The sequence below is a fragment of the Kineosporia corallincola genome, assembly GCF_018499875.1.
GTDB lineage: Bacteria > Actinomycetota > Actinomycetes > Actinomycetales > Kineosporiaceae > Kineosporia > Kineosporia corallincola.
Genome location: NZ_JAHBAY010000008.1, coordinates 129,921 through 154,217, shown reverse-complemented (window position 1 = coordinate 154,217; position 24,297 = coordinate 129,921). Strand labels below are relative to the sequence as shown.

The following is a 24,297-nucleotide window of genomic DNA, read 5'->3' as shown; positions in this document are numbered from 1 at the left end:
TGGACGAACGACCGGATACGGGCGGGTAACGGAGGTGAGCGGCGTGGCAACGCCGAACGAGGACTTTCCCTCAGTCTGGCGCCGGGCCCTCGATTCGCTCGATTCGGTGGGGGTGACCCCGCAGCAGCGTGCCTTCGTGCGGCTCGCCCGGCCGGTCGGTCTGCTCGACGGCACGGCGATCCTGGCGGTCCCCAACGACCTGACCAAGGAAATTCTGGAGCAGCGCGTCCGGGACACCATCACCGGCCTCCTCTCCGAGCATCTCGGCATCCCGATCCGGCTGGCCGTCACGGTCGACTCCTCCCTCGCGGGCAGCGAGCCGGTGCACGTCCGCACCCCGGCCGGTGGCATCCGCATGTTCGACAGCGAGGAGAACGCCACCTACGAGGTGCGTGGCCCGATGTCACGCGAGGCCGGCTTCGGCACGCCGCGTGCGGACTTCCGGGCGGATCCTCCGGCGGACGGTGCGGGTTCCCGGGGCTCCTCGTCGTCCTCACGCCCTGTGCCGGACATGAGGGACCTGCGCCCCGACGGGACCGATCGCGCCGAGCGCAGCCACTTCGACCGCTACCAGGGCGAGTATCAGCCGGAGTTCCCGCCCGGCCAGCCCGAGTACCGGCAGGACTACCCGGGCCAGTTCGGCGCCTACCCCGGTGCCCGCCCGGATGACGACCGCTACGAGACCGACCGGTCCGGACGTTTCGACGACGGCCGGTACGAGGGCGAACGCCCGCGGTACGGCAGCCGGCGCGAGATGCGCCTGAACAACCGGTACGACGGCGACCCGCAGGACGTGCCTCGTCCGGAGTCCGACCTGTCGCAGCCGACCCACGACGAGGACCGGCCCGACACCGACCGCTTCGACGACGGCACCGACCGCTTCTCCACCCCGCGCTACGACGGCCCCCGTCTAGAGCTGGACGGCCGCTCGGAGAGTTCTCGCTACGACCACGGTGCCGACCAGGCGGACCAGCCGTTCGAGCGGCCGGTGCGCGAGCGTGCCCGGTTCGGCGAGAACGAACAGCTTGAGGACGGCGAAACCCCGGACCCGCGTGACGATCAGCGGGAGAACCTGCCCGTCGACGGCGTTCAGGAAGACCTCTTCGGTTACCCGGGTGACTCTTTCGCCCCGGACTCGTTCGGTCCGGACCGTCGTGGCGACGGCCGTTTCCGTCACGAGGTTCCTGGCGCGCCCCTCGGGCGCGAACGAAATCCTCAGGGAGACAACGGTTTCCGGGATGACTCGCGTCGGCCCGGCGACGGGTCGGATTCGATCATCGACATCCGTAACTTCGACCGAGCCAAGCCGCTGGACAGCGCGCCGGGTTCGGCCTTCACTGTGAGCACGGAGCGGTTCGATCCTCGCGAGGGCCGGGACCCGCAGCGGGAACACGGCGGCCAGGGAATCCAGCCGAGCGCGAGCCCGCTGGGCGTGCACAACCCGAACGGTCTGGCCACCGGCCAGCCCCCGGCGTCCTCCGGTGAACCGGTACCGCACCCGGAGGACCGGCCGGCCCGGCACCGTGCCACCGCGAAACCGACCGTGGAACCGGCCCGGCTGAACCCGAAGTACACCTTCGAGACCTTCGTGATCGGTGCCAGCAACCGGTTCGCCCATGCGGCGGCGGTCGCGGTGGCGGAAGCTCCTGCCAAGGCCTACAACCCGTTGTTCGTGTACGGCGAGTCGGGCCTGGGCAAAACCCACCTGCTGCACGCGATCGGGCACTACGCGATGAACCTGTACTCCGGGGTGCGCGTGCGCTACGTGAACTCGGAGGAGTTCACGAACGAGTTCATCAACAGCATCCGCGACGACAAGGCGAGCACCTTTCAGCGGCGCTACCGTGATGTCGACGTGCTGCTGATCGACGACATCCAGTTCCTCCAGAACAAGGTGCAGACGCAGGAGGAGTTCTTCCACACCTTCAACACGCTGCACAACGCGAACAAGCAGGTCGTGATCACCTCCGACCTGCCGCCGAAGCAGCTGTCCGGGTTCGAGGAGCGCATGCGGTCCCGCTTCGAGTGGGGCCTGATCACTGACGTGCAGCCGCCCGACCTGGAGACCCGGATCGCCATCCTGCGCAAGAAGGCGATCGGTGAGCGCCTCGAGGTGCGGGACGACGTGATGGAGTACATCGCCTCGCGGATCTCCACCAACATCCGCGAGCTCGAGGGTGCGCTGATCCGGGTGACGGCGTTCGCCAGCCTGAACCGTCAGCAGGTGGACCTGGCACTGGCCGAGATCGTGCTGAAGGACCTGATCCCCGCTGACGACACCCCGGAGATCACTTCGGCGACGATCATGGCCCAGACCGCGGCGTATTTCAGCGTCACGATGGAGGACCTGTGCGGTCCTTCCCGCTCGCGCACGCTGAGCAACGCCCGCCAGATCGCCATGTACCTGTGCCGCGAACTCACCGACCTTTCACTGCCCAAGATCGGCCAGCTGTTCGGCGGCCGGGACCACACCACGGTGATCCACGCCGATCGTAAGATCCGCACGCAGATGGCCGAGCGGCGCTCCACCTACAACCAGGTCACCGAGCTGACCAACCGCATCAAGCAGACATCGCGCATGGCCTGACCTGCGCTTCACCAGTTATCCCCCGGCCCGATGGCTGTGCCGGGGGATAACTGTTTTGTTTGAGGACGACGCAAGACCGAACCGGCCTCGCCGTAGGCGCTGCGCCGCGGTGGGAACCGCCTGCCCTTCGGCCAGGCGGTCTGAGGTCTCAGGGTTCGTGCCGGTGAGCGGGCATGACGGCAGGACGTGCAGTCCCGGGCAAGTGGTGCTGTCCGGCACCGGATCTGGCGCCGGCCGGGTTCCTCCCCGGTGCAGAAGGCGGTGGGAGCAGGCAGACTGAACGGACGCCCTCAGAGGTCATGCGGATGACGCGAGGGCGGCTCAGTGACAGGTCGACCAGGGCAGCTCCCCGTCTCGCCCAGACAGCACGGATGGCGCATCACCCCGTCGTGGCAGACGGCTGCGGGCCTGCAAAACGTCGGCCTGACCATGCACAGGGTGGTGCCGAGAGCTCGTGAGGACCCGGAAGCGTCCCGAAGTATGAGCCTCACGTCTGTCGAGCGCATTTGCCGCTCAGCTGTCGGCTAGAGGCCCTCGCGAGGAGCTCTGAGGGCACGGGAGCGTCGGAAGGCAGACCCTACTCACGAGTGCCCACAGTATTTTCCACAGACCGGCAGCTGCACCGGGCAGGCGGGTCCGTCCTGTTGGGAAGTCTCTTCTCGCAGCTCACAGGGACAAAGAGGGATGCTGCCGTCCGGAGGTCCGAGGGTTTAGGCAGACCAGCTGTCCACAGTGTGCACAACGTGGGGATGGATTCTGTGGAAAACCGTTGCAGGAGAGGCCATGCCACGGGCGCGTGTCAGCGAAAGCCCTTTGCTGGTCTCGAGTCTGGTACTTATCCACAGGACCGACACGTTGTGCACACCCGTGGATAAAGTCTCCGAATCACGCACAGCTGGGGAAAACTTTGTGGATGGTGGCGAACGGCGCCGGGTTGTCCACAGGCGCTACCAACAGGGCTGCGCTTTTGGAAGCTGGGCTCCGACCGGCCAAAACGACAAAAGTTTGTAGTTCGGTTCTAGTGGCCGACCGGGTTGTTGACACCCCGTGGACAACCTTTTTCCACCCCGTGGACAACTCGAGATGATGCACCGTGAATTTTTGCGTGGATGAAGGGCCAAAACCTGGGGGCAAACTGTGGACAGCTGGGGACGATCGGTGGATAACCGTGGACAACCCTGTGGGAGTCCACGGGTTTATCCACGGGTCATTCACCGATCCGGCGAATTCATCCACCATCCATCTACAGGCCCCTAGCGCGCTGACCAGCAAAAACGAGGGTTACCCACAGAATCCACAAGCGTTACTACAAACACCAAACTGTTTTGCTCGAGAGTTTGATCGATCCACCAACATTTGGGCTGGAGCTTCGAGCGAGCTCGGCCCGCCCTGTGGGTTGGGGAAAGAGACACGGAGATTCGAACACTTGTACTACGAACATATGTTCGAATGACTGTGGCTGTCGAGGCCCTATCGGCAACTGGGTGCGTCGGCGTGAGCCCGTAACGACGGTGGGCATGGATGGAGTGGCCGGCAGCAGGGGCATGGCGGAGCGGGCGTGGTGGTGTGGCGAGGTGAGGCGTGGCGAGGCGTGGCGAGGCGTGGCGAGGTGAGGCGTGGCGAGGCGTGGCGAGGCGTGGCGAGGTGAGGCGAGGTGAGGCGAGGTGAGGCGAGGTGAGGTGAGGCGAGGTGAGGCGAGGTGAGGTGAGGCGAGGTGAGGCGAGGTGAGGTGGTCGCCGGGCGAGGCGTGGCGACCGTGTAGGTCGGGCGTGAGCGGGGTCGGTGCTGGGGCGGGGTCCGTGCCGGGGCGGATTGGGATGAGCCCAGTGAGTTCGGGCGGAAACGGTGACGGAGCGGTCGGGGGTTGGCGCACGCTGATTCCGGGACGGGGTGGGGGCGTGGTTTCTGACGCGCAGACCCGGAACGCACCGGGATGACGCACAGGGATGACCATCCGGCGGCCCGGGACCGACCCGCGTCGTGGCGTCGGCCACGGGTGACGAGTGATGGATTGCCGGTGGCTCAGGGGCTGCTCTGGCGTCTGGCGAAAAACGATTGCGCCACGGGCATTACGTTGCGTGGGCCGGGATGGCGAAAGCGGTCCTGTTCGCCTGGCCGTGAGGCGATGTGGGGCGCTTCGGCGGCACCGTCTGCGATGGCCTGGTGACCACGTGCTCCGGCATGAGGGCTACACCCCCCGGGCGCCCGTTCCGGAGTCGGCCGGTGTTCACGTCCCCCGTGGGGGTGACGCGGAGGCTTCGTCGTCCATGAACCACAAACCCCGCCACCCCGCACGCCCAGATGCCCCACGAAGCCACCAATCCGGCGTCCAGGCCTTCCCGGCCGCCGAATCGCCCCCACGGCCCCCAGCGGCCTTTCAGCAGCCCCGGCAGCCGGGCGCCGGCAACGGGCATGCACACCGCACGGATGGGCGCGACCCGCCGATCGAGTTCCTCTCGCCTCGCCAACTCGCGTAGTGTCGGCGGGCAAGAACTACACATCTCCCAGCCCGGCGCCTCCGCCGGGCTCACGGGTGTGCGTCGTCCATCAGTCATCGGCCAGTTGTGGAGGGGTTACCCGTGAAATTCCGGGTTGAGCGCGACGCGCTGGCGGACGCAGTTGCCTGGGCAGCCCGTGCGCTGCCCAGCCGCCCCCCTGTCCCGGTCCTCGCAGGTCTCCTGCTCGAGGCGGACGAGGTCGGGGTGCTGCGGCTCTCGAGCTTCGACTACGAGGTCTCCGCACGCGTCGAGGTCGCTGCCGAGGTGATGGACGCGGGCACCGCTCTGGTGTCCGGCAAGCTCCTGGCCGACATCTGCCGCTCGCTGCCGGCCAAGCCGGTCGACGTGACCACGGACGGCTCCAAGGTCTCCGTCGTCTGCGGATCGGGCCGTTTTACCCTGTTGACCATGCCGGTGGAGGAGTACCCCACCCTTCCGGTCATGCCGGACGCATCGGGTACGGTCGCGGGCGACATCTTCACCCAGGCGGTGGGGCAGGTCAGCATCGCAGCCAGCCGGGACGAGACGCTCCCGATCCTCACCGGCATCCGGTGCGAGATCGAGGGTGACCAGATCACGCTGCTGGCCACGGACCGGTATCGGCTCGCGATGCGTACTTTGCCCTGGCATCCTGGCGACCCAGGTCAGAGCAGCGTCGCCCTGGTCCGGGCACGCACCCTTTCCGACGTCGCGAAGGCCCTCGGTACCAGCGCCGACGTCACCCTGGCACTCACCACCGGCGGAGCGACCGAGATGATCGGTTTCGAGGCCGGCGGCCGCCGCACCACCTCACTGCTGGTGGAAGGCGACTACCCGAAGGTCCGCGCGTTGTTCCCCGATTCCGTGGCGACCTACGCGCTGGTGGGAACGCAGGCTCTGACGGACGCGGTGAAACGTGTCGCGTTGGTCGCGGAGCGGAACACTCCGGTTCGGCTGACCTTCACGGAGGGACTCCTCACGCTGGAGGCTGGGCAAGGAGAAGATGCTCAGGCGTCGGAGGCAGTTGAGTCGACCCTGGTTGGTGACGAACTATCAATTGCCTTCAACCCGCAGTTCCTGCTCGACGGCCTCGGGGCGCTGAACTCGCCCCTGGTCCGCCTGTCATTCACACAGCCCACCAAGCCCGCGGTGCTGTCGCCGCAAACCGACCCGGAAGGGTCGGACGACAGCAGCTATCGGTACCTCTTGATGCCGGTGCGAATCGCGGGCTAAGCCCGAAGGGAAAGACCCCGTGCACATCGGAATGATCGGCCTCGGCCGCATGGGCGGCAACATGTACAAGCGCCTGACCGAGGCCGGCATCAAGGTGACCGGTTACGACCGTGACCCGGCCGTCAGCGACGTCGCCTCGGTGAAGGAACTGGTCGAAGCCCTGCCCGCGCCTCGCATCGTCTGGGTCATGGTGCCCTCGGGCGACATCACCCGGAACACCGTCGAGGAACTCGGCAACCTGCTGTCCGAAGGTGACCTGGTCATCGAGGGTGGCAACTCGCGCTTCAGTGACGACTTCGAGCACGCCAAGACGCTGGCCGCCAAGGGCGTCGAATACGTCGACTGCGGCGTGTCCGGTGGCGTCTGGGGCCTGAAGAACGGCTACGGCCTGATGGTCGGCGGTGACGCGAAGAACGTCGAGCGCGCCATGCCGGTCTTCGACGCCCTGCGCCCGGAGGGCCCCCGCGAGGAGGGCTTCGTCCACGCCGGTGAGATCGGTGCCGGGCACTACGCCAAGATGGTGCACAACGGCATCGAGTACGGCCTGATGCAGGCCTACGCCGAGGGCTACGAGCTGCTCGCCGCCAAGGACATCGTCAAGGACGTGACCGGCAGCTTCAAGGCCTGGACCCGGGGCACCGTGGTTCGCTCCTGGCTGCTCGACCTGCTGGTCAAGGGCCTGGAGGAAGACCCGGGCTTCTCCCAGATCACCGGCTACGTCAACGATTCCGGTGAGGGTCGCTGGACGATCGAGGAGTGCATCGCCAACGCCGTCCCGGCGCCGGTGATGACGGCCGCGCTGTACGCCCGTTTCACCAGCCGCCAGGAAGACTCCCCGGCGATGAAGGCCGTCGCCGCGCTGCGCAACCAGTTCGGTGGCCACGCCACCACGGCTGCCGGCCCGACGTCGGGCGCCGGTTCCACCCAGAAGTAGTTCGCACCTGAACGACGGCGAGCCGCCGGGCATCAACCCATGCCCGGCGGCTCTGCCTGTTCCGGGGCGGCGCCCCGGTCGCTGGACTCCGCCCGCCCGCCGGACGACCATGGACGACGGCCCCCGCCACCCAGCTCATCCTCCGTCCCGGACTGGAGCCGATCCGACCCGATGCACGTCACCCATCTCTCGTTGGCCGACTTCCGTTCCTACGAGAGCGCCGAGCTTCCGCTGGAGCCGGGGGTGACCGCCTTCGTCGGACCCAACGGGCAGGGCAAGACCAACCTGGTGGAGGCCATCGGCTACGTGGCCTCACACTCCAGCCACCGGGTGAGCTCGGACTTCCCGCTGATCCGCGCCGGCTCCACCCGTGCCGTGGTGCGTACGGCCATCCAGCGGGACGAACGACGGGCCATGGTCGAGCTGGAGATCGTGTCCGGCGGCAGTAACCGCGCCCGGATCAACCGGTCGCCGGTCAGCCGGGCCCGGGACGCGCTCGGCATGTTGCGCACGGTGCTCTTCGCTCCGGAAGACCTGGCCATCGTCAAGGGCGATCCGGACGGCCGCCGCCGGTTCATGGACGACCTGCTGGTGCTGCGGGCCCCCCGGTTCGCCGGAGTGCGGTCCGACTACGACAAGGTGCTGCGCCAGCGGAACGCGCTGCTCAAGACGGCCGGCAAGGCCCGGCGGGCCGGCCGGAAGCCGGATCTGAGCACCCTCGACGTGTGGAACACGCACCTGGCCACCGTCGGCGCGGAGCTGCTGTTCGGCCGGCTGTACCTGGTGCGGGCGCTGACCCCGCTGGTCGCCTCGGCCTACGAGTCGGTCAGCCTGGGGCAGGGCCACGCCACCCTGACCTACCGCAGCACGCTCGGCGAGGACGTCGGCGGCGTTGCCTCGGACACTCCCGTGCAGGTGGACGTGCCCGGCCGGGACGCCCTGCGCGAGCGGCTGCTCTCCGCGATGGACGAGCAGCGCGGCGCCGAGCTGGACCGGGGGATCAGCCTGGTCGGGCCGCACCGCGACGACCTGCTGCTGAACCTCGGGGGTCTGCCGGCCAAGGGGTATGCCAGTCATGGCGAGTCCTGGTCGTTCGCTCTCGCTCTGCGGCTCGCCTCGTACGACCTGCTGCGTGGGGACGGCGACGAGTCGGCCGAGCCCGTCCTGATTCTCGACGACGTGTTCGCCGAGCTCGACGCCGGCCGCCGGGAGCGTCTGGCCGAGCTGGTGGCCGGCGCGGAACAGGTGCTGGTGACGGCCGCGGTGGCGGAGGACGTGCCGAAGGCCCTCAGCGGCGGCCGGGTGGACGTGGTGAAGGGGTCGGTGACGCGTGTCCACTGACGGCAGGGCAGACCGGAACGAACGGCGCAGGCCCGGAGCTCGCAACAACTCGGCCACGAACAAAGAACAGCCTTTATCCACAAGTTCCCCACACCTTGTGGGAAACGCCGCCCAGCCTGTGGAAAGAAGTCGCCGACACGCCGTCCCCACTGTGGAAAACCGTGTGGATACGGAGTCTCGTTCAGGTGTGGACCGCAGCCGTGACGTCATCCTTCCCGCACCCGGTTCTTCAGGTGTCCGCGCAGGTCAAGGCACCGGAGATAATCCACAGGGGGCTGTGGACAACGGCGCCGACGCGGTCCGCGCAGCCCTGGGGAGAGCGCGAGCGGCGGCCGCCGCACGTGGGGATAAACCGGGGGCACCGGGACGGGTGGGAGCGGCCGCCCGGGCCCGGGAACGTCGTGAGGGAGCCAACACCCGCTCCGGTGCACACCCCGACGCCCGTGATCCACAGGGCATCGACAAGGTGATGGGCCGGCTGATCGCGGAGCGCGGCTGGACCGAGACGGTGGCTGTCGGTGGGGTGCTCGGCCGCTGGGACCAGATCGTCGGCCCGGACGTCGCCGGGCACTGTCAGCCGCTCAGCTTCGTCGACGGCGTGCTCACGGTGGGCGCCGACTCATCGGCCTGGGCCACGCAGGTGCGCCTGCTCAGCAACAACCTGCTCGGCCTGCTCGCGCGCGAGGTGGGTGAGGGCACTGTCACGCGGATCGTGGTGCGGGGCCCGTCGGCGCCGTCGTGGCGGCACGGGCCCCGGGTGGCGCCCGGATCCAAGGGCCCAGGAGACACGTACGGGTGACCGTAATCGTCACAAACGGTGCGTTCCGGTCTCCGTCACCGCCCGTCTGCGGGTGATGGCGCGGCGAGCCTGGAGGCCGCTCAGGCTTTACAGCCCCCTCAGAGACGTATCGGGAGTCACGATGGGGCGGGCTGAGGCGGCACAAGTGTGCTCGCGGCCCTTAGGGAAGCAGATACCTGCCGCGTTTGGGCCCGCTGATGAGCGAATTCGGGCAGGGACCAGATATGATGGGGGCGTTCGGCGGCGCCGGGGGAACCGCACTCAGCGGGTCACCCCTCGGGCCCGTACCGTCGGCCGCGCTGGCGTGAGTCACCGGCCCTTGAACCTTCAGGAGTCCCCCCACTCGTGGCCGAACAGACGATACCGAGCGCCCCTGAGACCACCCCCGAGACCGTCGTCGGTGCCGACGGCGTCGCGTACGACGCCAGCGCGATCACCGTGCTGGAAGGTCTGGAAGCGGTCCGCAAACGTCCCGGCATGTACATCGGCTCCACCGGTGAACGCGGTCTGCACCACCTCGTCTACGAGGTGGTCGACAACGCGGTCGACGAGGCGATGGCCGGGTACTGCGACGACATCAAGGTCACGATCCTGGCCGACGGCGGTATCCGCGTCGTTGACAACGGCCGCGGCATCCCGGTCGACATCGTCGCCTCGGAAGGCAAGCCGGCGGTCGAGGTCGTGCTCACCGTTCTGCACGCGGGCGGCAAGTTCGGCGGTGGGGGTTACTCCGTCTCCGGCGGTCTGCACGGCGTCGGCGTCTCCGTGGTGAACGCGCTCTCGACCAAGCTCGATGTCGAGGTGCACCTGAAGAGCTCGGTGTGGCGGCAGTCCTACGAGCTCGGTGTTCCGCAGGCCCCGCTCGCGCAGGGCGAGAGCATTCCGGAGGACGAGACCGGCACCACGGTCACGTTCTGGCCGAGCGCCGACATCTTCGAGACCACCGACTTCGACTACGAGACGCTGCGCACGCGCTTCCAGCAGATGGCCTTCCTCAACAAGGGCCTCCGGATCTCGCTGACCGACGAGCGCGCCGACCACGCGGACGAGGACGGCAAGCAGTTCAGCGTCACGTACAAGTACGACGACGGCCTGATCGACTACGTCAAGCACCTGAACTCGTCCAAGAAGAACGAGAACATCAACCCCGAGGTCATCTACCTCGAGGCTGAAGACAAAGACAAGGGCATGGCGCTCGAGCTGGCCATGCAGTGGACGTCCGCGTACTCGGAGAGCGTGCACACGTACGCCAATGCGATCAACACGCACGAGGGCGGTACCCACGAAGAGGGTTTCCGTGCGGCGATGACCAACCTGATCAACGAGTACGCCCGGGCCAAGGGACTACTCAAGGAGAAGGACCCGAACCTGGCGGGTGAGGACATCCGCGAGGGGCTCACCGCCGTCATCTCGGTGAAGCTGACCGAGCCGCAGTTCGAGGGCCAGACCAAGACCAAGCTGGGCAACACCGAGGCGAAAACCTTTGTGCAGCGCGTGGTCCGGAACGAGCTGACCGACTGGCTGGACTCGCACCCGAACGACGCGCGCGACGTGGTGCGCAAGTCGATCCAGGCATCCGCGGCCCGGATGGCGGCCCGCAAGGCCCGCGAGGCCACGCGCCGCAAGGGCCTGCTCGGTGGCGGTGGCCTGCCCGGCAAGCTGTCCGACTGCCAGAGCACGCACCCGGAGGAGTGCGAGATCTTCATCGTCGAGGGTGACTCGGCCGGTGGCTCGGCGAAGAGTGGCCGTGACCCTCGCACCCAGGCCATCCTGCCGATCCGTGGCAAGATCCTGAACGTCGAGAAGGCGCGCATCGACAAGGTTCTCGCGAACCAAGAGGTGCAGGCGCTGATCAGCGCGTTCGGCACCGGGGTGAGCGAGGACTTCGACCTGTCGAAGCTGCGCTATCACAAGATCATCCTGATGGCCGACGCCGACGTCGACGGCCAGCACATCCGCACGCTGCTGCTCACGCTGCTGTTCCGCTTCATGCGCCCGCTGGTCGAGCACGGTCACGTGTACCTGGCCCAGCCGCCGCTGTACAAGATCAAGTGGGCAGGCAAGGGCAACGAGCCGGAGTACGTGTACTCCGACCGGGAGCGCGACGCGGTGATCGCGGCGGGTCAGCAGGCCGGCCGCCGGCTGCCCAAGGACGACGGTGGCGTGCAGCGCTACAAGGGTCTGGGCGAGATGAACGCCAACGAGCTGTCCGAGACCACGATGGACATCAACCACCGGGTGCTGTTGCAGGTCACGATGGAAGACGCGGCGGCGGCCGACGAGATCTTCGCGATCCTCATGGGTGAGGACGTGGAGTCGCGGCGTTCGTTCATCCAGCGGAACGCCAAGGACGTCCGCTTCCTCGACATCTGAGCTGAGCTCGAACGGAGGACGACGAGGAGCCCGTCCGGGTCTCTCGTCGTCCTCAATCGAAAACCGGCTGCGCAGGCGCCGGGTGAGAACGAAGGATCGATGTGACCGAGCAGCCGCCGACCATCCCGCCACTGCCTGAACCCGGCCGGGTCGAGCCGATCGACCTCCAGCTGGAGATGCAGCGGTCGTACCTCGACTACGCGATGAGCGTGATCGTCGGGCGTGCGTTGCCCGACGTCCGGGACGGCCTGAAACCCGTTCACCGGCGCGTGCTCTACGCGATGTACGACGGTGGGTTCCGGCCCGACCGCAGCTACAACAAGTGTGCCCGCGTCGTGGGTGACGTGATGGGCCAGTACCACCCGCACGGTGACTCGGCGATCTACGACACCCTGGTCCGGCTCGCCCAGCCCTGGGCGCTGCGTTACCCGCTGGTGGACGGGCAGGGCAACTTCGGCTCGCCGGGTAACGACCCGGCGGCCGCCATGCGTTACACCGAGTGCCGCATGGCCCCCCTGGCCATGGAGATGGTCCGGGACATCGACAAGGACACCGTCGACTTCTCCCCGAACTACGACGGCAAGACGCAGGAACCCGACATCCTGCCGTCGCGTTTCCCGAACCTGCTGGTCAACGGCTCGGCCGGGATCGCGGTCGGGATGGCCACCAACATCCCGCCGCACAACCTGCGCGAGGTGGCCGAGGGCGTCCAGTGGTTGCTGGCTCACCCCGAGGCGAACGACGAGGAGCTGCTCAACGCGCTCCTGGTGCGGATCAAGGGCCCGGACTTCCCGACCCACGGCCTGATCATGGGCACGCGCGGGATCGAGGACGCGTACCGCACCGGCCGCGGCTCGATCACGATGCGCGCCATCGTGACGGTCGAGGAGATCCAGAACCGCACCTGCCTGGTCGTCACCGAGCTGCCCTACATGGTCAACCCGGACAACCTGAAGGTGAAGATCGCGGAGCTGGTCGACTCCGGCCGGATCCAGGGCATCGCCGACATGCGCGACGACACGTCGGGCAAGACCGGCCTGCGCATCGTGATCGTGCTCAAGCGCGACGCGGTGGCCAAGGTCGTGCTGAACAACCTGTACAAGCACACGCAGCTGCAAGACAACTTCGGTGCCAACATGCTGGCCCTGGTCGACGGTGTGCCGCGCACGCTGAGCCTGGACAAGTTCATCCGGTTGTGGCTGGAGCACCAGGTCGACGTGATCGTGCGCCGCACCCGGTTCCTGCTGGCGGACGCCGAGCGGCAGGCGCACATCTACCGCGGTTACGTGAAGGCGCTCGACGCCCTCGACGAGGTGATCGCGATGATCCGGTCCTCCGCCACGGTGGAGGACGCGCGTAGCGGCCTGATCTCGCTGCTCGACATCGACGAGGTGCAGGCGGACGCGATCCTGGCGATGCAGCTGCGCCGGCTCGCCGCCCTGGAACGCCAGAAGATCCTGGAAGAACTGGCCCGGCTGGAGACGGTCATCGCCGACCTCGAGGCGATCCTGGCCTCGCCGGAGCGGCAGCGGCAGATCATCTCCGAGGAGCTCCAGGAGATCGTCGACAAGTTCGGCGACGAGCGGCGCACGCAGATCCTGCCGTTCGAGGGCGACATGAACGTGGAAGACCTCATCCCCGAGGAAGAGGTCGTCGTCACCATCACGCGCAGCGGCTACGCCAAGCGCACCCGCTCCGACCAGTACCGGGCCCAGCGCCGCGGTGGCAAGGGCAGCCGCGGGGCGGCCCTGCGCAGCGACGACGTGGTGGAGCACTTCTTCGTCACCTCCACGCACAACTGGCTGCTGTTCTTCACCAACCTGGGCCGGGTGTACCGGGCCAAGGCGTACGAGCTGCCCGAGGGCCAGCGCGACGCCAAGGGGCAGCACGTGGCCAACCTGCTGGCGTTCCAGCCGGGTGAGCAGATCGCCCAGGTGCTCTATCTGCGGACCTACGAGGACGCCGACTTCCTGGTCGTCGCCACACGTGATGGTCTGGTGAAGAAGACGCGCCTGGCGGAGTACGACTCGAACCGGGCCGGCGGCGTGATCGCCGTGAACCTGCGGGAGGGCGACGAGCTGGTCTCCACCCGCCTGGTCGGGCAGAGCGACGACCTGCTGCTGGTGTCGAAGAAGGGTATGTCGGTGCGGTTCACGGCCGACGACACCGCCCTGCGGCCGATGGGGCGCGCGACCTCCGGCGTCACCGGCATGAAGTTCCGCGACGGCGACCAGCTGCTGTCCATGGACGTGGTGAAGGACGGCGCCGACGAGTTCGTCTTCATCGTCACCGAAAACGGTTATGCCAAGCGCACTCCGGTGGACCAGTACCGGGTTCAGGGCCGCGGCGGCCTGGGCATCAAGGTGGCCAAGCTGACCGAGGAGCGCGGCGACCTGGTCGGCGCGATGATCGTCAGCGAGACCGACGAGGCGCTCATCGTGATGGAGCGCGGCAAGGTCGTGCGTTCGTCCGTCGCCGGGGTGCCGGCGAAGGGCCGCGACACGATGGGTGTCGTGTTCGCCAAGCCGGACAAGAACGACCGGATCATCGCGGTGGCGAAGAACACCGAGACCTCGGAACTCGAGGACGACGAGGAGCTGGGTGCGGAAGACGCAGCGCCCAGCGAACTCTCAGCCGACTCTGCCACGGTGATCGCCGACTCCGACGAAAGCCCGGCTGAACAGGCCGAATCGGGCGAAGCCAGCGACGCCGCGACTGAAAGTGCGGTATCGGACGGCGACGAGGACGATTCAGACGCCTGATCGGTTGTCCATCCCGGCCGTCACGTGTGTAACAGCTCCCTCACAAGACGGCCGGGATGACATGCTCTAGGGTCGGGAATCCAACCGTAGAGCGCTAGGATCGGCTTGAAACGGGTGTTGTTGGTGCCCATGTTCGGCATCGCCGATCCTTGTGAATCTGACCAATTTCTGACGGCGTGTACCGCCGGCTGCTGAGCGTGGAGGTGAGACGTGAGTCCGGACAAGGAGAACCGACCGGCGAGCACGTCAGCACCGAAACCGGGTGGGGGAGCCTCTCCGATGACGACCGATGCATCGCCCAGTGTCTCCGGCGGGGGCAACAAGCCCTCGTCGTCCGGGACACCGGCGAAGGGACGACCCACCGGCAACGGTGGGCCCGCGCGTCCGGCGAGCAACGGAAGCTCCTCGTCCGGTTCGTCCAACGCCGCCCCCCGCCAGGTGAGCGGCACCCCGTCCCGCCCCGGTCAGCCGGGCCAGTCCGGTCAGCCGCGGAACAACCAGCCAGGGAGCGGCCCGTCTGCCCGCCCGGCGGGTAGCCCTCCGCCGAACCGTCCGGCCCTCGGCTCGGGTGCGAGCGGCAACAGCGCGCCGCCGGTGAAGCGTCCCGCGGGTTCCGCGCCGTCGTCGGGTTCGTCGGGCAGCCGCCCGTCCTCCTCCAGCGACGCGACCCGCCCGCCGTCGGCGCCGGCCAAGCCGGCCGGCAGCGGCCCGGCCGAGTCGGCCGCGGCCCGCGCCATCGCCGCCGGTGGCAGCAATGCCCGTTCCAGCGTGCCGAGCCGTCCGGGCCAGGGCGGCTCGTCGTCCTCGAACGGTGCGGGTTCCGGTTCCGCGAGCGGCTCCAAGCCGGCCGGTGCGCCCCGCCCCGCGGCGGCGCCCGCGCCCGGTGCGAAGTCGCCCAGCGCGAAGTCGGCCGTTGCGCCGGCTCCCGCCCGCCCGGCGGCCCCGGCCAGTCCGCGTCCCTCCACCACGCCCCGCCCGATGACGCAGCCGCGTCCGGGAGCCGCGGACGCGAGGGACTCGAACTACTCCGGCAGTCGTCCCGAGGCTGGTTCCAGCGGTTTCCAGGCCAACAGCGACGACCGCTCGGGTGACCCGGACGCCCCGCGTGTCGCCCGGCTCACGGTCGCCAGCATCGACGTCTGGTCGGCGCTGAAGGTGTCGTTCCTGCTGTCCGTCGCGGCCGCGATCGCCCTGGTGATCGCCGTCTGCGTGCTGTGGATGGTGCTCAGCGCGATGGGCGTGTTCGACTCGCTCAACGAGATGCTGAACACGCTGGGTCTGGACACGGCCGAGTCGAGCTTCGACATCTACGACTACGTCGGGTTCGGCAAGGTGCTGTCGATCAGCATCGTGCTGGGTGCGGTGAACGCGCTGATCCTCACCGCGCTGTCCACCGTGTCGGTGCTGCTGTACAACCTCAGCTCCGGTCTCGTCGGCGGTGTGCGCGTCACTCTGTCCGACGACTGAGATTCGTCGGGGGCCCGGTTTGGGGGAGCCGGGCCCACTGCGGTAACCTTCTCAGGCGGTCGTCACCACGGGTGACGCACTCGCGGAGGGCCTATAGCTCAGTCGGTTAGAGCGCTTCCCTGATAAGGAAGAGGTCAGTGGTTCAAGTCCACTTAGGCCCACCCAGTCTGACCAGCTGGAACGCTGGCAAGACAGATCGATAGCCCTAACGCTGGCCCTACAGAAGCCCTAGTTTCTGAGGCCACGCAGACCGAACGCCCCGGGAGCCCACCTCCTGGGGCGTTCGCTGTTTGCCCAGGTAGACATGCGAAAACCCCCGAGGCCGCCATGGCTTCGAGGGCTTTCGAGAGTGGGTTTGCTCAGGCGGCAGCTGTTGCTGACTCGTCCGAGGCCACTTGCAGGCGCCCTACCGCTGCGTTCATCGCGACGAGCAGCGCTGACCGGTCTTCGATGAAAAGGTGCCCGTAGATGTTCTTCGTGGTCTCTATCCGCCGGTGCCCCATCTGGTAGGCCACCTGGAGGTCACTGGCTCCAGAAGCGATCAGTAGCGACGCGCAGACGTGGCGCAGCTCGTGAGCCGTGTACTTGACCATCCCGTCCTCATGGCCAGCGGTGAAGCCCTGAGCCAGGGCCAGGAACTTCCGCCAGGTCGCATAGCCCAAGAACCCACCACGATCGCCGTTCACCAAGCGGCTGTAGTGCTTGCCCTCACTCGCCAGCCGTCCGGCTTCCCCCTTCTTTAGAAGACGCCTGACAGCCGGCACAGCAACGTCCGGGATAGTCACCGTCCTGACCCCCGAAGCAGTCTTCATGTCCTCGCGCACATCGCGCCGTCCGCCAGATTCACTCGCGGTCCGGTTGATCAGCATTGTCTGTCGGTCCAGGTCCACCTGATCCGCAGGAACGGCAACGATCTCTTCCCAGCGAAGCCCGACGAAGGCCATGACGACAGCAACGTCACCCAAGCCCGGCTTGAAATGGTCCAGGGCGCTCGCCAAGCGGGTTACCTGCGGGATGCTCGGAACAACCACGCGCCGCCGAGCTGGAGCACCCCAGCCCGTGCGAAGCTCCAGCGCCGGATTCATCGTGATGAGGCGGTCCTCACGAGCCCAGATGAATAGCCGCCTGAGGACAGCCGCTGCGGTTCCCTTCGTACTTGGGGAGGCGTCTGCGCCGTCCTGGAGCTTCAATCTTCGGATGCAGTTGTTCAGGTCCGGAAGATCAAGGTCGCCGATCCAAGCCCGGCCCAAGGTCGGCAGCAAGTAGGCATTGAGAACATTCCGCTCTTTCGCCACCGACGACTTGGGGCGAGGCGTACCGTCACGCTTCGTCTTGTAAGCCACCACGTACCGTGCGGCGACATCGGCGAAACGGATCTTCTCGGCCTGGATCGGTCCCGGCCTCGACTTGGCCGTGCTGAATTCGGCGAGCACCGCTTTGGCTTCGCGCAGGCCGACCACATTTCGCTCAACCTGCTTTTTCAGCACGGCGTCCCAGGCGCGAACCCGGAAGATAGGGGTCCCGTCGGCTGACGTCATCTCAACTTTTTCGCCGTTGACGGTCCGCGTCTTTCGAGTGATGCCACTCGGCAACGCTGATGAGTCCTTGCGGCTCATTTCGATCTCCAATTATTGGGTGCAACTCAACGCCCACCGAAGAGTTGCTGAGAGTGATCCTACCAGGTGGGATGCCTTTGCTCTTGGGAAAAATTCAGTCCAGCAGCGACTTTGGAAGTCGAAGCGGCGCCGAACTGCTGGGTCTTGGGGGACGCTTGACAGGCGTTTCAATGACAATTTGCGGCTCGGTTGCTGGCCTTCTATCCGGCCGAGACCAGGCATCTACCTCGCGGGCGCTGAATCGCAGAAGGTGGCCGATCTTGCGGTATGGAATAGCGTCTCGCTCGACCAGTTTCCGGGCATGGCGCTCGGTAATGTTGAGCCACGCGCAGAGTTCTGTCAGGGTCAGAAGGCGATCCCCATCAGGATTCAGCAGTTCGCCGGCCATGCTCACGTGGCCTCCGACGCGGCATGGTCTGCTCGGGCATCCCGGGCTGCCAAGCGAGAGCTTTCCCGTTCGCCGGCCACTTGCGAGGCAAGCAGTGCCTGGCCGCTGTTGTACCCGTGGCCGACGAGTTGCCAGGACGATCGGACGATCACGTCCGAGCTGACCGTCTGTTCTGCGTCGGTGCCGGCAGAAGCCTGTTGGCGGTAGGTGCCTCGTGCGGCGCGCAGTTCGCCGAGCGTGGTGGAGTACTGCCGCGACTTGGACGAGACGTGCCCTCGGTATCCGAGTTCCTTGCCCCATCTGCGCAGCTTGAGGCCATCCAGTTCGGGAAACTCTGCCAGCGCCCAAGCTGTGTGGACCATCGTCGCGGCGTGGCGTCCGCGAGGAGTTTCTTGCCAGTTCTGCGGGTTCCATCCGGTCTCTTCGCTGCCCTTGGATGCGTACTTGGCCACGTAGGCAGCGACTTTGGCGATGCTCTCTCCGCGTTCGAGGTGTTCGCCGATGTCGCGCACGTCCACCTGCGGACCCCACCGCAGCGACCAGGCCCCAGCGTCACCGGCCTCTTGGGCGATGAGCACAGCGCCAGCGGCCGAGATCACCGCTTCCCTCAGCACCGCCGCGCTTGCCCAGGATGGAGCAGCAGCGATGTCCGAGGAGTCGGTTCGTCCGTCGAGGCGGATTACAGCGTGGACGTGGACCAGGCCGCGCCGCTGGAACTCGATCACCTTGACGTAGGAGGGACGCAGTATCTTCCGCACGATCGGGAGCGAGATGCCGCTGTGCCGGGCGAGGTGACGCGACAGGTAGATGCAGAACCGTTCCCACAGGCGTCCGACGTTTGCTTGCCAGACGACGGCAGCCCGGTAGTCGTAACACTCCGCGCAGAGCGGGGTTCCGACATGAGGGTCAGCGTCGGCGTGCCGGGCGAAGCACGAGGTCGGGCGCCCGTGTTCGCAGTCCGGGCCGCGCCGAGGGTGGCACACCCCCCTGCCGTCACGGTGCCCGCCACGCTTGACCTGTCGTCGGCCGACATCACGGGAGCTGTGGACGGCGCCGAAGGACGGGGCGGTCAGAGTCACGAACACCCGGGGATGAGCACTGACGGATTCGGGAACGCCTTTGCCGCCGGCCAACCCTGCCTTGACCAGTTGGAACAGGTCTCCCTGGTAGATGCGGGCGCAGGAGGGGCAGACGGCCGCGCGGCGGTTGCGGCAGCGCACGAGGATGATGCCGTCCGGGGCGTCGCGGCTGCTGAACTCCCGGTCGACGCGGCCGGTGGCTTTGTCGATGATTCGAGTGGAGCCGCGCATGTGCAGGGGATGGGAGCAGCCGCCGATACGCTGCACCTGATCCAGCCAGGCGCGGTGATCGGGACGGTTGACCTGTTCGATCAGCTCGGCCAGTTCCGGGGCCAGGCCCAGGCCAAGCGTGAGTTGCTGACTATCGTTCTTCTGTTTCCTTGCAGTCTTTTTCGCCATTCAACCACCTACCGGTTCTTGCTTGTTTCACGGTTGCTGCCGGGGTGCCCGGCCCGTCCGAGGTGGGGTGAGCACCTTGGACGGGCCAGCCCGTCATGCTGGTGATGAACACGATGACCTCCCGAGTTTGGCTGTTGGAGTGGCTGTTTAGAGCAGGCCGGTGCCTCGGCAGCGGCGGCATCGTAGTTGCCGGCCGTTCTCGTTCTTGCAGGTGCGGTCCCAGGCCGGGATGGAGGTTTCCCCGATGCCCCGGCAGGCCGGGCAGTCCACGTCCGCGAACCCGCGCAGGAACGACGTCGGGCGCGGCTGGTGGTGGTTCACGCGATGCTCCAGGTGCTGACCCAGTCGAACACGGTCTGAACTGCGGTGGAGATGGATGGGGCGATGGCGGAGCTGGCCAGGAAGAACCCGACCAGCGCGGCGGCCAGGACCTGGAAGCCGCGCAGTTCTCCGGATCGCCAGATCGCCCACAGCACGGCACCGAAGACCAGGAAGCCGAGGGTGGCCAGGTCCATTACCAGCCACCGCCCATCCGCACGGCCTGTACGCCGCCCTCAACCTCGGGCAGATCCAGGCGCAGGCTCGCGTACTGGCCCGCGATCGCGGCTGCTTCGGTGATGTCGAGCGGATCGCTGCGGACCAGGTGCCAGGCCCCGGAGTCGTCCCCGGCCACCGCGACCCCGGCCAGGTCAGCCGGGATCTTCTGCGCCTCGAGCACCGACTCTGCCGGGAGGCCGGCCAGCGTCATCCCGGCCGTTTCGGCATCGGCCACCCGGTGACACACCCGCCCCGCCAACTGCGCCCGCAGGAGCGTTGCGCCCGGGCCGAGATCGGATCCGAAGCGCTGCCCGGACACCCACAGGTGGATCCCCAGCGCTGCCCCGAGCTGCCCGAGCCGGATCAGCCCCTGGATACAGCGAGCCGCTTCCTCCTTGCCAGCCTTGTCGGCAGCGAGCATCAGTTCGGCGACCTCATCGACGACCACGACGATCGGCCACGGCCGGACCGAGGCCGGCAGTTCCCAGATCGATCGGGCTCCGTGATCGCGGCAGGTCATGGAGCGCAGCTCCAGGACTCCGAGCAGGCCCTCGATCGCGGCCACGGCTTCGGCGCGGTTGACGGCCAGGGCCGACAGGCGTGGTCCGAACGGGGACAGTTCCATGCCGTTCTTGGCATCGATCCCGACCAGACCGACGGGGCGTTTCGATAGTTCGGCGATGAGCCGGACTGTCAGTGTTGATTTGCCCGAGCGGGTGGCTCCGCACACCAGGTAGTGCGGGCGCCGCATCAGATCCAGCAGCCAGGCCTGGCTGTCCTCCCGGATACCTACGTTCACCGACAGGTCCTCCGGCGTCGCCTCGAAGGACGTCGGCAGCGCCAGCTCCGAGGGGTACTCGGCGCGTTCCTGCCCGTCCTCGGGACTGGCCGGCATCTCCGCAGCGGCCAGGACCGCCGGCGCATCCCGGCGAGGTTTGGGATGCCGCAACGGGTCGAAGCCCAGCCCGATCAGGCTCACGAATCCCGGCCGAGGGATCTTGACCCGAACCCGATGAACCCGCCAGGCATGAGCGAAACCCTCAGCCGCCCGCTCGAACTGGACCGGAGTCTGCCCCGGCGCCAGGCGCACCCGCACCTCCAGCCCGTTATCCCGGACCCTCAGTCCGACCCGCCGTGGCGCAACGACTTTCAGAGGCGAACCCTTCACGACCAGGCCGCCGGCCGGGCCGTTGATGAGCCCGAACCGCCCGGAGCGAGCCTCCGGAACCGACAGACCGAGTTCCTCGCAGGCTGCCGCCCAGGTCCGCAGCATCCAGAACACCGCAACCGGTGCCCCGAAGGCCGGCCACCACGACCACGGACGAGCCTCCCGCAGCCGCAGCGAGAACTGCCATACCAACACCAGCGTGACCAGCAGAACCAGCCACGCCACCGGAGTCGCCGAACCGAACACCCCCGACATCACACCCCGAACCCGACTGAACAGCCACAGCACGGCCAGCACCGCAGCGACTTTCACCAGGAACGACCTCATCGGGCCTCACCCCGACCCGCAGCACCCGAACCAGCCGGGCTGCCAGGAGCCCCAGCTGTAGCCCGGCCACCCGTCGGAGCCTGGAGCGGAGCCAGAGCCGAGGCCCGCCAAGCCACCCCGGATCGCCCGTCGCGATCCCACGGCGTCGCCTGGAGATCGACCACCTTCACTGGAGCACCCAGGGTCAGGCCCTGGGGTTCCCCGACGACGGTCACCTGAATCACCGAGGAATTGCGTCCCTGGATCGCGCAGACCCCGACCTGGTACATCGTCTGACCGCTCTCCCGGTCCTTCCGCAGCTCCCCCGTGTCGGGGTTCGCCACCCGGGGCTCGGGGAGCATCACGCACAACCACGCCTCGAACGCCGAGACGTCCACCGGAATTGTCCTCATCCAGACCACCAGCCTCCCGTGAAGCAACTCATCAACTCGTTATGACGAGTGCAGGTACGAGTAGACGACGTGGACGCCCCGGAGTCAACTACTTATGATGACGAGTAGATGAGCCGATCATCGCCGGACACAGCCGCACACGCCACCCAGGGCCGGGCTGACACACCAAGGACGATCAGGCGCGACGCCGCAGATCGCAGCAGGGAAGGGGCACCGCCAATGGGCAAGCCGCCCACACACGAGACCACCCCCACCAACGACACCCCGACCCCCGCAACTCAAAGCTTGATCGCCGGCCACGGGGCACCGGATCGAACCACTCGGGCCCTGCGGGCCAGGCTCCCCCGCTACGAGCAGATCGCTCTCACCCTGCGCGAACGCATCGAGACCGGCGAGCTTCCCCCCGGCGAGGCGATCCCCAGCGAGACCGCGATGATCGCCGAGTTCGGCGTCTCCCGAATCACCGTCCGCCACGCCATCGCCGCACTCCGCGCAGCCGGCCTCATCACCACCGAACACGGCCGAGCATCACGCGTCCGCGAAACCCACACGATCGCAGCGGGAAACAGCCTTGAGTTCGACCCGACCATCGTCAAGATCGATGCCACGGACGGGCCCCACTATCGGACCTGGGACACAGACGGCTGGGCTGAGGTCGAGACGCCCTCCCGCTACCGGACGAACGCCGGGATCTACGCCGAAGCACTAGCGATTCCGCCAGCAGAGCCCGTTTTCGTTCTGGAGCGCCAGCTCCTGCACACCAGCGGAGCGCAGGTCATGCACCGCACCTGGCTGCCCTTCGCCATCGTGGACGATCTCCACCTGGAGGACGACCCGTTCCGACTGCCAACTGAGCTATATCAAGCCTTCACCGACGCCGGTCACACGCTCGCATGGACCGACCGAACCCGTGCTGAAATGCCCCGCCCCGACGACGCTGCCACCCTCAACATCAGCCCCGGAGTACCCCTGATAATCCACGTCCGCACAACGCAGGGCCGCGAATCCCGCCCGCTCCTGGTCGAGGAGACCCGTATCCCAGCAGACCGGGCTACGCTTCTCAGCTTCCCCGCTTGAGGCATCGGAATTTTGACAGCGGGCTCAAGTTGGCGCAGCAGCACGCCGACAGACAGAGATGCGGAACGGATGGGTCGCGAGCAGCCTCCTCCTGATGCTCGCCGGATGCTCTGCACCAGAATCGACTGGCGCAGAAGCCACCACAGCATCAACGGCGACGACAGCGGCTACGGACAGTTCAGGAACAACGACGGTCGACTGTGGCTCGCACGTTCACGAGCAAGGCCAACTCTTTCCTGAAGAGGTCTTTTCGTGTCTTCTGGACGCCGTCGCAGCCGACAGACCCGCCACGTTGCGACTGGCAGGCCCATCGGTTGAAGGCGGCAGCGTCTCGCGGACCTACCACGCCGAATCTGATGGGCGAGTACAGGTGATAACGGACACCACCCAAGACCCTGGAGGGTCCCGAGGCGTCCTTTCTCAAGACTGCGTCGGCCCCATCTGGGCTCCGCGATACGCAGATTTCGAATTCCAGCGCTGTACGGAAGAGCGCACGATTACCCCGGCCCCAAGCGTCGCGGCATCCCTGCGATAGCGATAGGTCGGGTCGATCTGTCCAGCGTGTGAGCTGTAGAAAGTTGCCCTTACTTCATCAAGCCGGACCGCTGGCGCGGTCCGGGGCCGCCCGCGCCGCGCATGCGGCGCGGACGCCGGTCACGACGCGGCGGCCAGACCGCGAATCTCAGCCGGGGATGCGCGGAGCCACGTTTCCCCAGCTCCTGACCGTCATGCTGCCCGGCGATCAGATGGCGGCGGACTCGACCGCAGAACCGCTTCCAGCCGCTCGGCAGCGCCGACCGACACCGCCCCCAGCGTGACGATCGCCTTGCCATCGGCATCGACGGAGGCGCCGAGCCCCGGGAACTGATCACCCAGGCCGAGCGCGGTCAGTGCGGCCCGCAATCGCTGGACCAGGGCCCGAGCCTCACGGTAGGCGTCCATCAGAGCGCGAACGTCTCCCACCGTCGTCGACTGCCAAGGCACGATCAGCTCCGCGCTGGGGTCCGACGTACGGTTGCGGGCCAGCTCATCGGCCAGGGCGAACCAGACCGCATCCGCCTTCTCATCTCCAGACCACCAGCGTCCGGCGCGATCACGCCCGGGCCGGCCAGATGCCGAGCCGTCCTCAGGGGAGCCATTTTCCGACTCTGGAACCAATCTCATCTCCCGATAGCCGTGCCTTGCTCAACACGGGATCGGAACCAAGCACGGAGCAGGGACGCGCCCAGAAAAGGACCATCTGCGTATTACGTGCTTACAGCCCGATACCATCTGACATCGGGACGTGACAGCGTTCCAGCCGGATCGCCCTTTGCCCTCCCCAGAGTCGAGGGCGATCCG

At 67.3% G+C, this 24,297-nt stretch carries 18 protein-coding genes and 1 tRNA gene; 10 read left to right on the top strand and 9 right to left on the bottom strand.

Features of this window, described 5'->3' with window-relative positions:
• Window positions 1-43: 43 nt before the first annotated feature.
• The 7 genes from dnaA (at window position 44) to gyrA (ending at window position 14,506) form a co-directional block, all read left to right on the top strand.
• Window positions 44-2,587: a chromosomal replication initiator protein DnaA gene (gene dnaA / locus KIH74_RS37850; RefSeq protein ID WP_308113919.1), complete on the top strand. Its 2,544-nt coding sequence runs from the start codon at window positions 44-46 to the stop codon at window positions 2,585-2,587.
• 2,579 nt (window positions 2,588-5,166) lie between these two features.
• Window positions 5,167-6,297, top strand: coding sequence for a DNA polymerase III subunit beta (dnaN, locus tag KIH74_RS20160; RefSeq protein ID WP_214157559.1), 1,131 nt, complete (start codon window positions 5,167-5,169; stop codon window positions 6,295-6,297).
• A 19-nt stretch (window positions 6,298-6,316) separates the two neighbouring features.
• Window positions 6,317-7,231, top strand: a complete 915-nt coding sequence (gene gnd / locus KIH74_RS20155) for a phosphogluconate dehydrogenase (NAD(+)-dependent, decarboxylating) (RefSeq protein ID WP_214157558.1) — start codon at window positions 6,317-6,319, stop codon at window positions 7,229-7,231.
• Window positions 7,232-7,402: 171 nt separating this feature from the next.
• Window positions 7,403-8,572, top strand: coding sequence for a DNA replication/repair protein RecF (recF, locus tag KIH74_RS20150; RefSeq protein ID WP_214157557.1), 1,170 nt, complete (start codon window positions 7,403-7,405; stop codon window positions 8,570-8,572).
• 370 nt (window positions 8,573-8,942) lie between these two features.
• Window positions 8,943-9,371 carry a DciA family protein gene (locus KIH74_RS36660; protein ID WP_308113918.1) on the top strand — a complete coding sequence of 143 codons (429 nt, stop codon included), beginning with the start codon at window positions 8,943-8,945 and terminating at the stop codon, window positions 9,369-9,371.
• A 360-nt stretch (window positions 9,372-9,731) separates the two neighbouring features.
• Complete coding sequence (gene gyrB / locus KIH74_RS20140; RefSeq protein WP_308113939.1) at window positions 9,732-11,744, top strand: DNA topoisomerase (ATP-hydrolyzing) subunit B; 2,013 nt, start codon at window positions 9,732-9,734, stop codon at window positions 11,742-11,744.
• Between the two features lie 101 nt (window positions 11,745-11,845).
• Window positions 11,846-14,506 carry a DNA gyrase subunit A gene (gyrA, locus tag KIH74_RS20135; protein ID WP_308113917.1) on the top strand — a complete coding sequence of 887 codons (2,661 nt, stop codon included), beginning with the start codon at window positions 11,846-11,848 and terminating at the stop codon, window positions 14,504-14,506.
• A gap of 482 nt (window positions 14,507-14,988) precedes the next feature.
• On the opposite strand, the gene KIH74_RS36655 is transcribed toward gyrA, so the two are convergent.
• The gene (locus KIH74_RS36655) at window positions 14,989-15,474 is read right to left on the bottom strand and encodes a hypothetical protein (RefSeq protein ID WP_246572734.1); all 486 of its coding nucleotides are present in this window, start codon (window positions 15,472-15,474) and stop codon (window positions 14,989-14,991) included.
• A gap of 10 nt (window positions 15,475-15,484) precedes the next feature.
• Here KIH74_RS36655 and KIH74_RS36650 point away from each other — a divergent pair, with 10 nt between their 5' ends.
• Both KIH74_RS36650 and KIH74_RS20125 read left to right on the top strand, forming a co-directional pair.
• The gene (locus KIH74_RS36650; protein WP_246572733.1) at window positions 15,485-15,973 is read left to right on the top strand and encodes a DUF3566 domain-containing protein; all 489 of its coding nucleotides are present in this window, start codon (window positions 15,485-15,487) and stop codon (window positions 15,971-15,973) included.
• Window positions 15,974-16,060: 87 nt separating this feature from the next.
• A tRNA-Ile gene (locus tag KIH74_RS20125) sits at window positions 16,061-16,134 on the top strand.
• 198 nt (window positions 16,135-16,332) lie between these two features.
• On the opposite strand, the gene KIH74_RS20120 is transcribed toward KIH74_RS20125, so the two are convergent.
• The 7 genes from KIH74_RS20120 to KIH74_RS39450 form a co-directional block, all read right to left on the bottom strand.
• Window positions 16,333-17,589 carry a tyrosine-type recombinase/integrase gene (locus KIH74_RS20120; protein WP_214157553.1) on the bottom strand — a complete coding sequence of 419 codons (1,257 nt, stop codon included), beginning with the start codon at window positions 17,587-17,589 and terminating at the stop codon, window positions 16,333-16,335.
• A 94-nt stretch (window positions 17,590-17,683) separates the two neighbouring features.
• Window positions 17,684-17,977 (bottom strand): helix-turn-helix domain-containing protein, encoded by a 294-nt coding sequence (locus KIH74_RS20115; RefSeq protein WP_214157552.1) that lies wholly within the window; start codon window positions 17,975-17,977, stop codon window positions 17,684-17,686.
• 2 nt (window positions 17,978-17,979) lie between these two features.
• On the bottom strand, window positions 17,980-19,455 hold the full coding sequence (locus KIH74_RS20110) for a replication initiator (RefSeq protein WP_214157551.1): 1,476 nt from the start codon (window positions 19,453-19,455) through the stop codon (window positions 17,980-17,982).
• A gap of 147 nt (window positions 19,456-19,602) precedes the next feature.
• The gene (locus tag KIH74_RS20105) at window positions 19,603-19,776 is read right to left on the bottom strand and encodes a hypothetical protein (RefSeq protein WP_214157550.1); all 174 of its coding nucleotides are present in this window, start codon (window positions 19,774-19,776) and stop codon (window positions 19,603-19,605) included.
• Window positions 19,773-19,970 (bottom strand): hypothetical protein, encoded by a 198-nt coding sequence (locus tag KIH74_RS20100; RefSeq protein WP_214157549.1) that lies wholly within the window; start codon window positions 19,968-19,970, stop codon window positions 19,773-19,775. The genes KIH74_RS20105 and KIH74_RS20100 overlap by 4 nt, the downstream gene beginning before the upstream one ends.
• Window positions 19,970-21,487 (bottom strand): FtsK/SpoIIIE domain-containing protein, encoded by a 1,518-nt coding sequence (locus KIH74_RS20095; protein WP_214157548.1) that lies wholly within the window; start codon window positions 21,485-21,487, stop codon window positions 19,970-19,972. The genes KIH74_RS20100 and KIH74_RS20095 overlap by 1 nt, the downstream gene beginning before the upstream one ends.
• The gene (locus KIH74_RS39450; RefSeq protein WP_443669982.1) at window positions 21,484-21,879 is read right to left on the bottom strand and encodes an SCO3933 family regulatory protein; all 396 of its coding nucleotides are present in this window, start codon (window positions 21,877-21,879) and stop codon (window positions 21,484-21,486) included. The genes KIH74_RS20095 and KIH74_RS39450 overlap by 4 nt, the downstream gene beginning before the upstream one ends.
• A gap of 219 nt (window positions 21,880-22,098) precedes the next feature.
• Here KIH74_RS39450 and KIH74_RS20090 point away from each other — a divergent pair, with 219 nt between their 5' ends.
• Window positions 22,099-22,956, top strand: coding sequence for a GntR family transcriptional regulator (locus tag KIH74_RS20090; RefSeq protein ID WP_214157547.1), 858 nt, complete (start codon window positions 22,099-22,101; stop codon window positions 22,954-22,956).
• A 726-nt stretch (window positions 22,957-23,682) separates the two neighbouring features.
• On the opposite strand, the gene KIH74_RS20085 is transcribed toward KIH74_RS20090, so the two are convergent.
• Window positions 23,683-24,114 carry a hypothetical protein gene (locus tag KIH74_RS20085; protein ID WP_214157546.1) on the bottom strand — a complete coding sequence of 144 codons (432 nt, stop codon included), beginning with the start codon at window positions 24,112-24,114 and terminating at the stop codon, window positions 23,683-23,685.
• Window positions 24,115-24,297 lie beyond the last annotated feature (183 nt).

Excerpts from the sequence above, each read along its gene's own strand:
- recF (WP_214157557.1), top strand. The coding sequence starts at position 7,403 with ATGCACGTCACCCATCTCTCGTTGGCCGACTTCCGTTCCTACGAGAGC.
- KIH74_RS36650 (WP_246572733.1), top strand. The coding sequence starts at position 15,485 with ATGACGCAGCCGCGTCCGGGAGCCGCGGACGCGAGGGACTCGAACTAC.
- KIH74_RS20120 (WP_214157553.1), bottom strand. The coding sequence starts at position 17,589 with ATGAGCCGCAAGGACTCATCAGCGTTGCCGAGTGGCATCACTCGAAAG.
- KIH74_RS20115 (WP_214157552.1), bottom strand. The coding sequence starts at position 17,977 with ATGGCCGGCGAACTGCTGAATCCTGATGGGGATCGCCTTCTGACCCTG.
- KIH74_RS20110 (WP_214157551.1), bottom strand. The coding sequence starts at position 19,455 with ATGGCGAAAAAGACTGCAAGGAAACAGAAGAACGATAGTCAGCAACTC.
- KIH74_RS20100 (WP_214157549.1), bottom strand. The coding sequence starts at position 19,970 with ATGGACCTGGCCACCCTCGGCTTCCTGGTCTTCGGTGCCGTGCTGTGG.
- KIH74_RS20095 (WP_214157548.1), bottom strand. The coding sequence starts at position 21,487 with ATGAGGTCGTTCCTGGTGAAAGTCGCTGCGGTGCTGGCCGTGCTGTGG.
- KIH74_RS39450 (WP_443669982.1), bottom strand. The coding sequence starts at position 21,879 with ATGAGGACAATTCCGGTGGACGTCTCGGCGTTCGAGGCGTGGTTGTGC.
- KIH74_RS20090 (WP_214157547.1), top strand. The coding sequence starts at position 22,099 with ATGGGCAAGCCGCCCACACACGAGACCACCCCCACCAACGACACCCCG.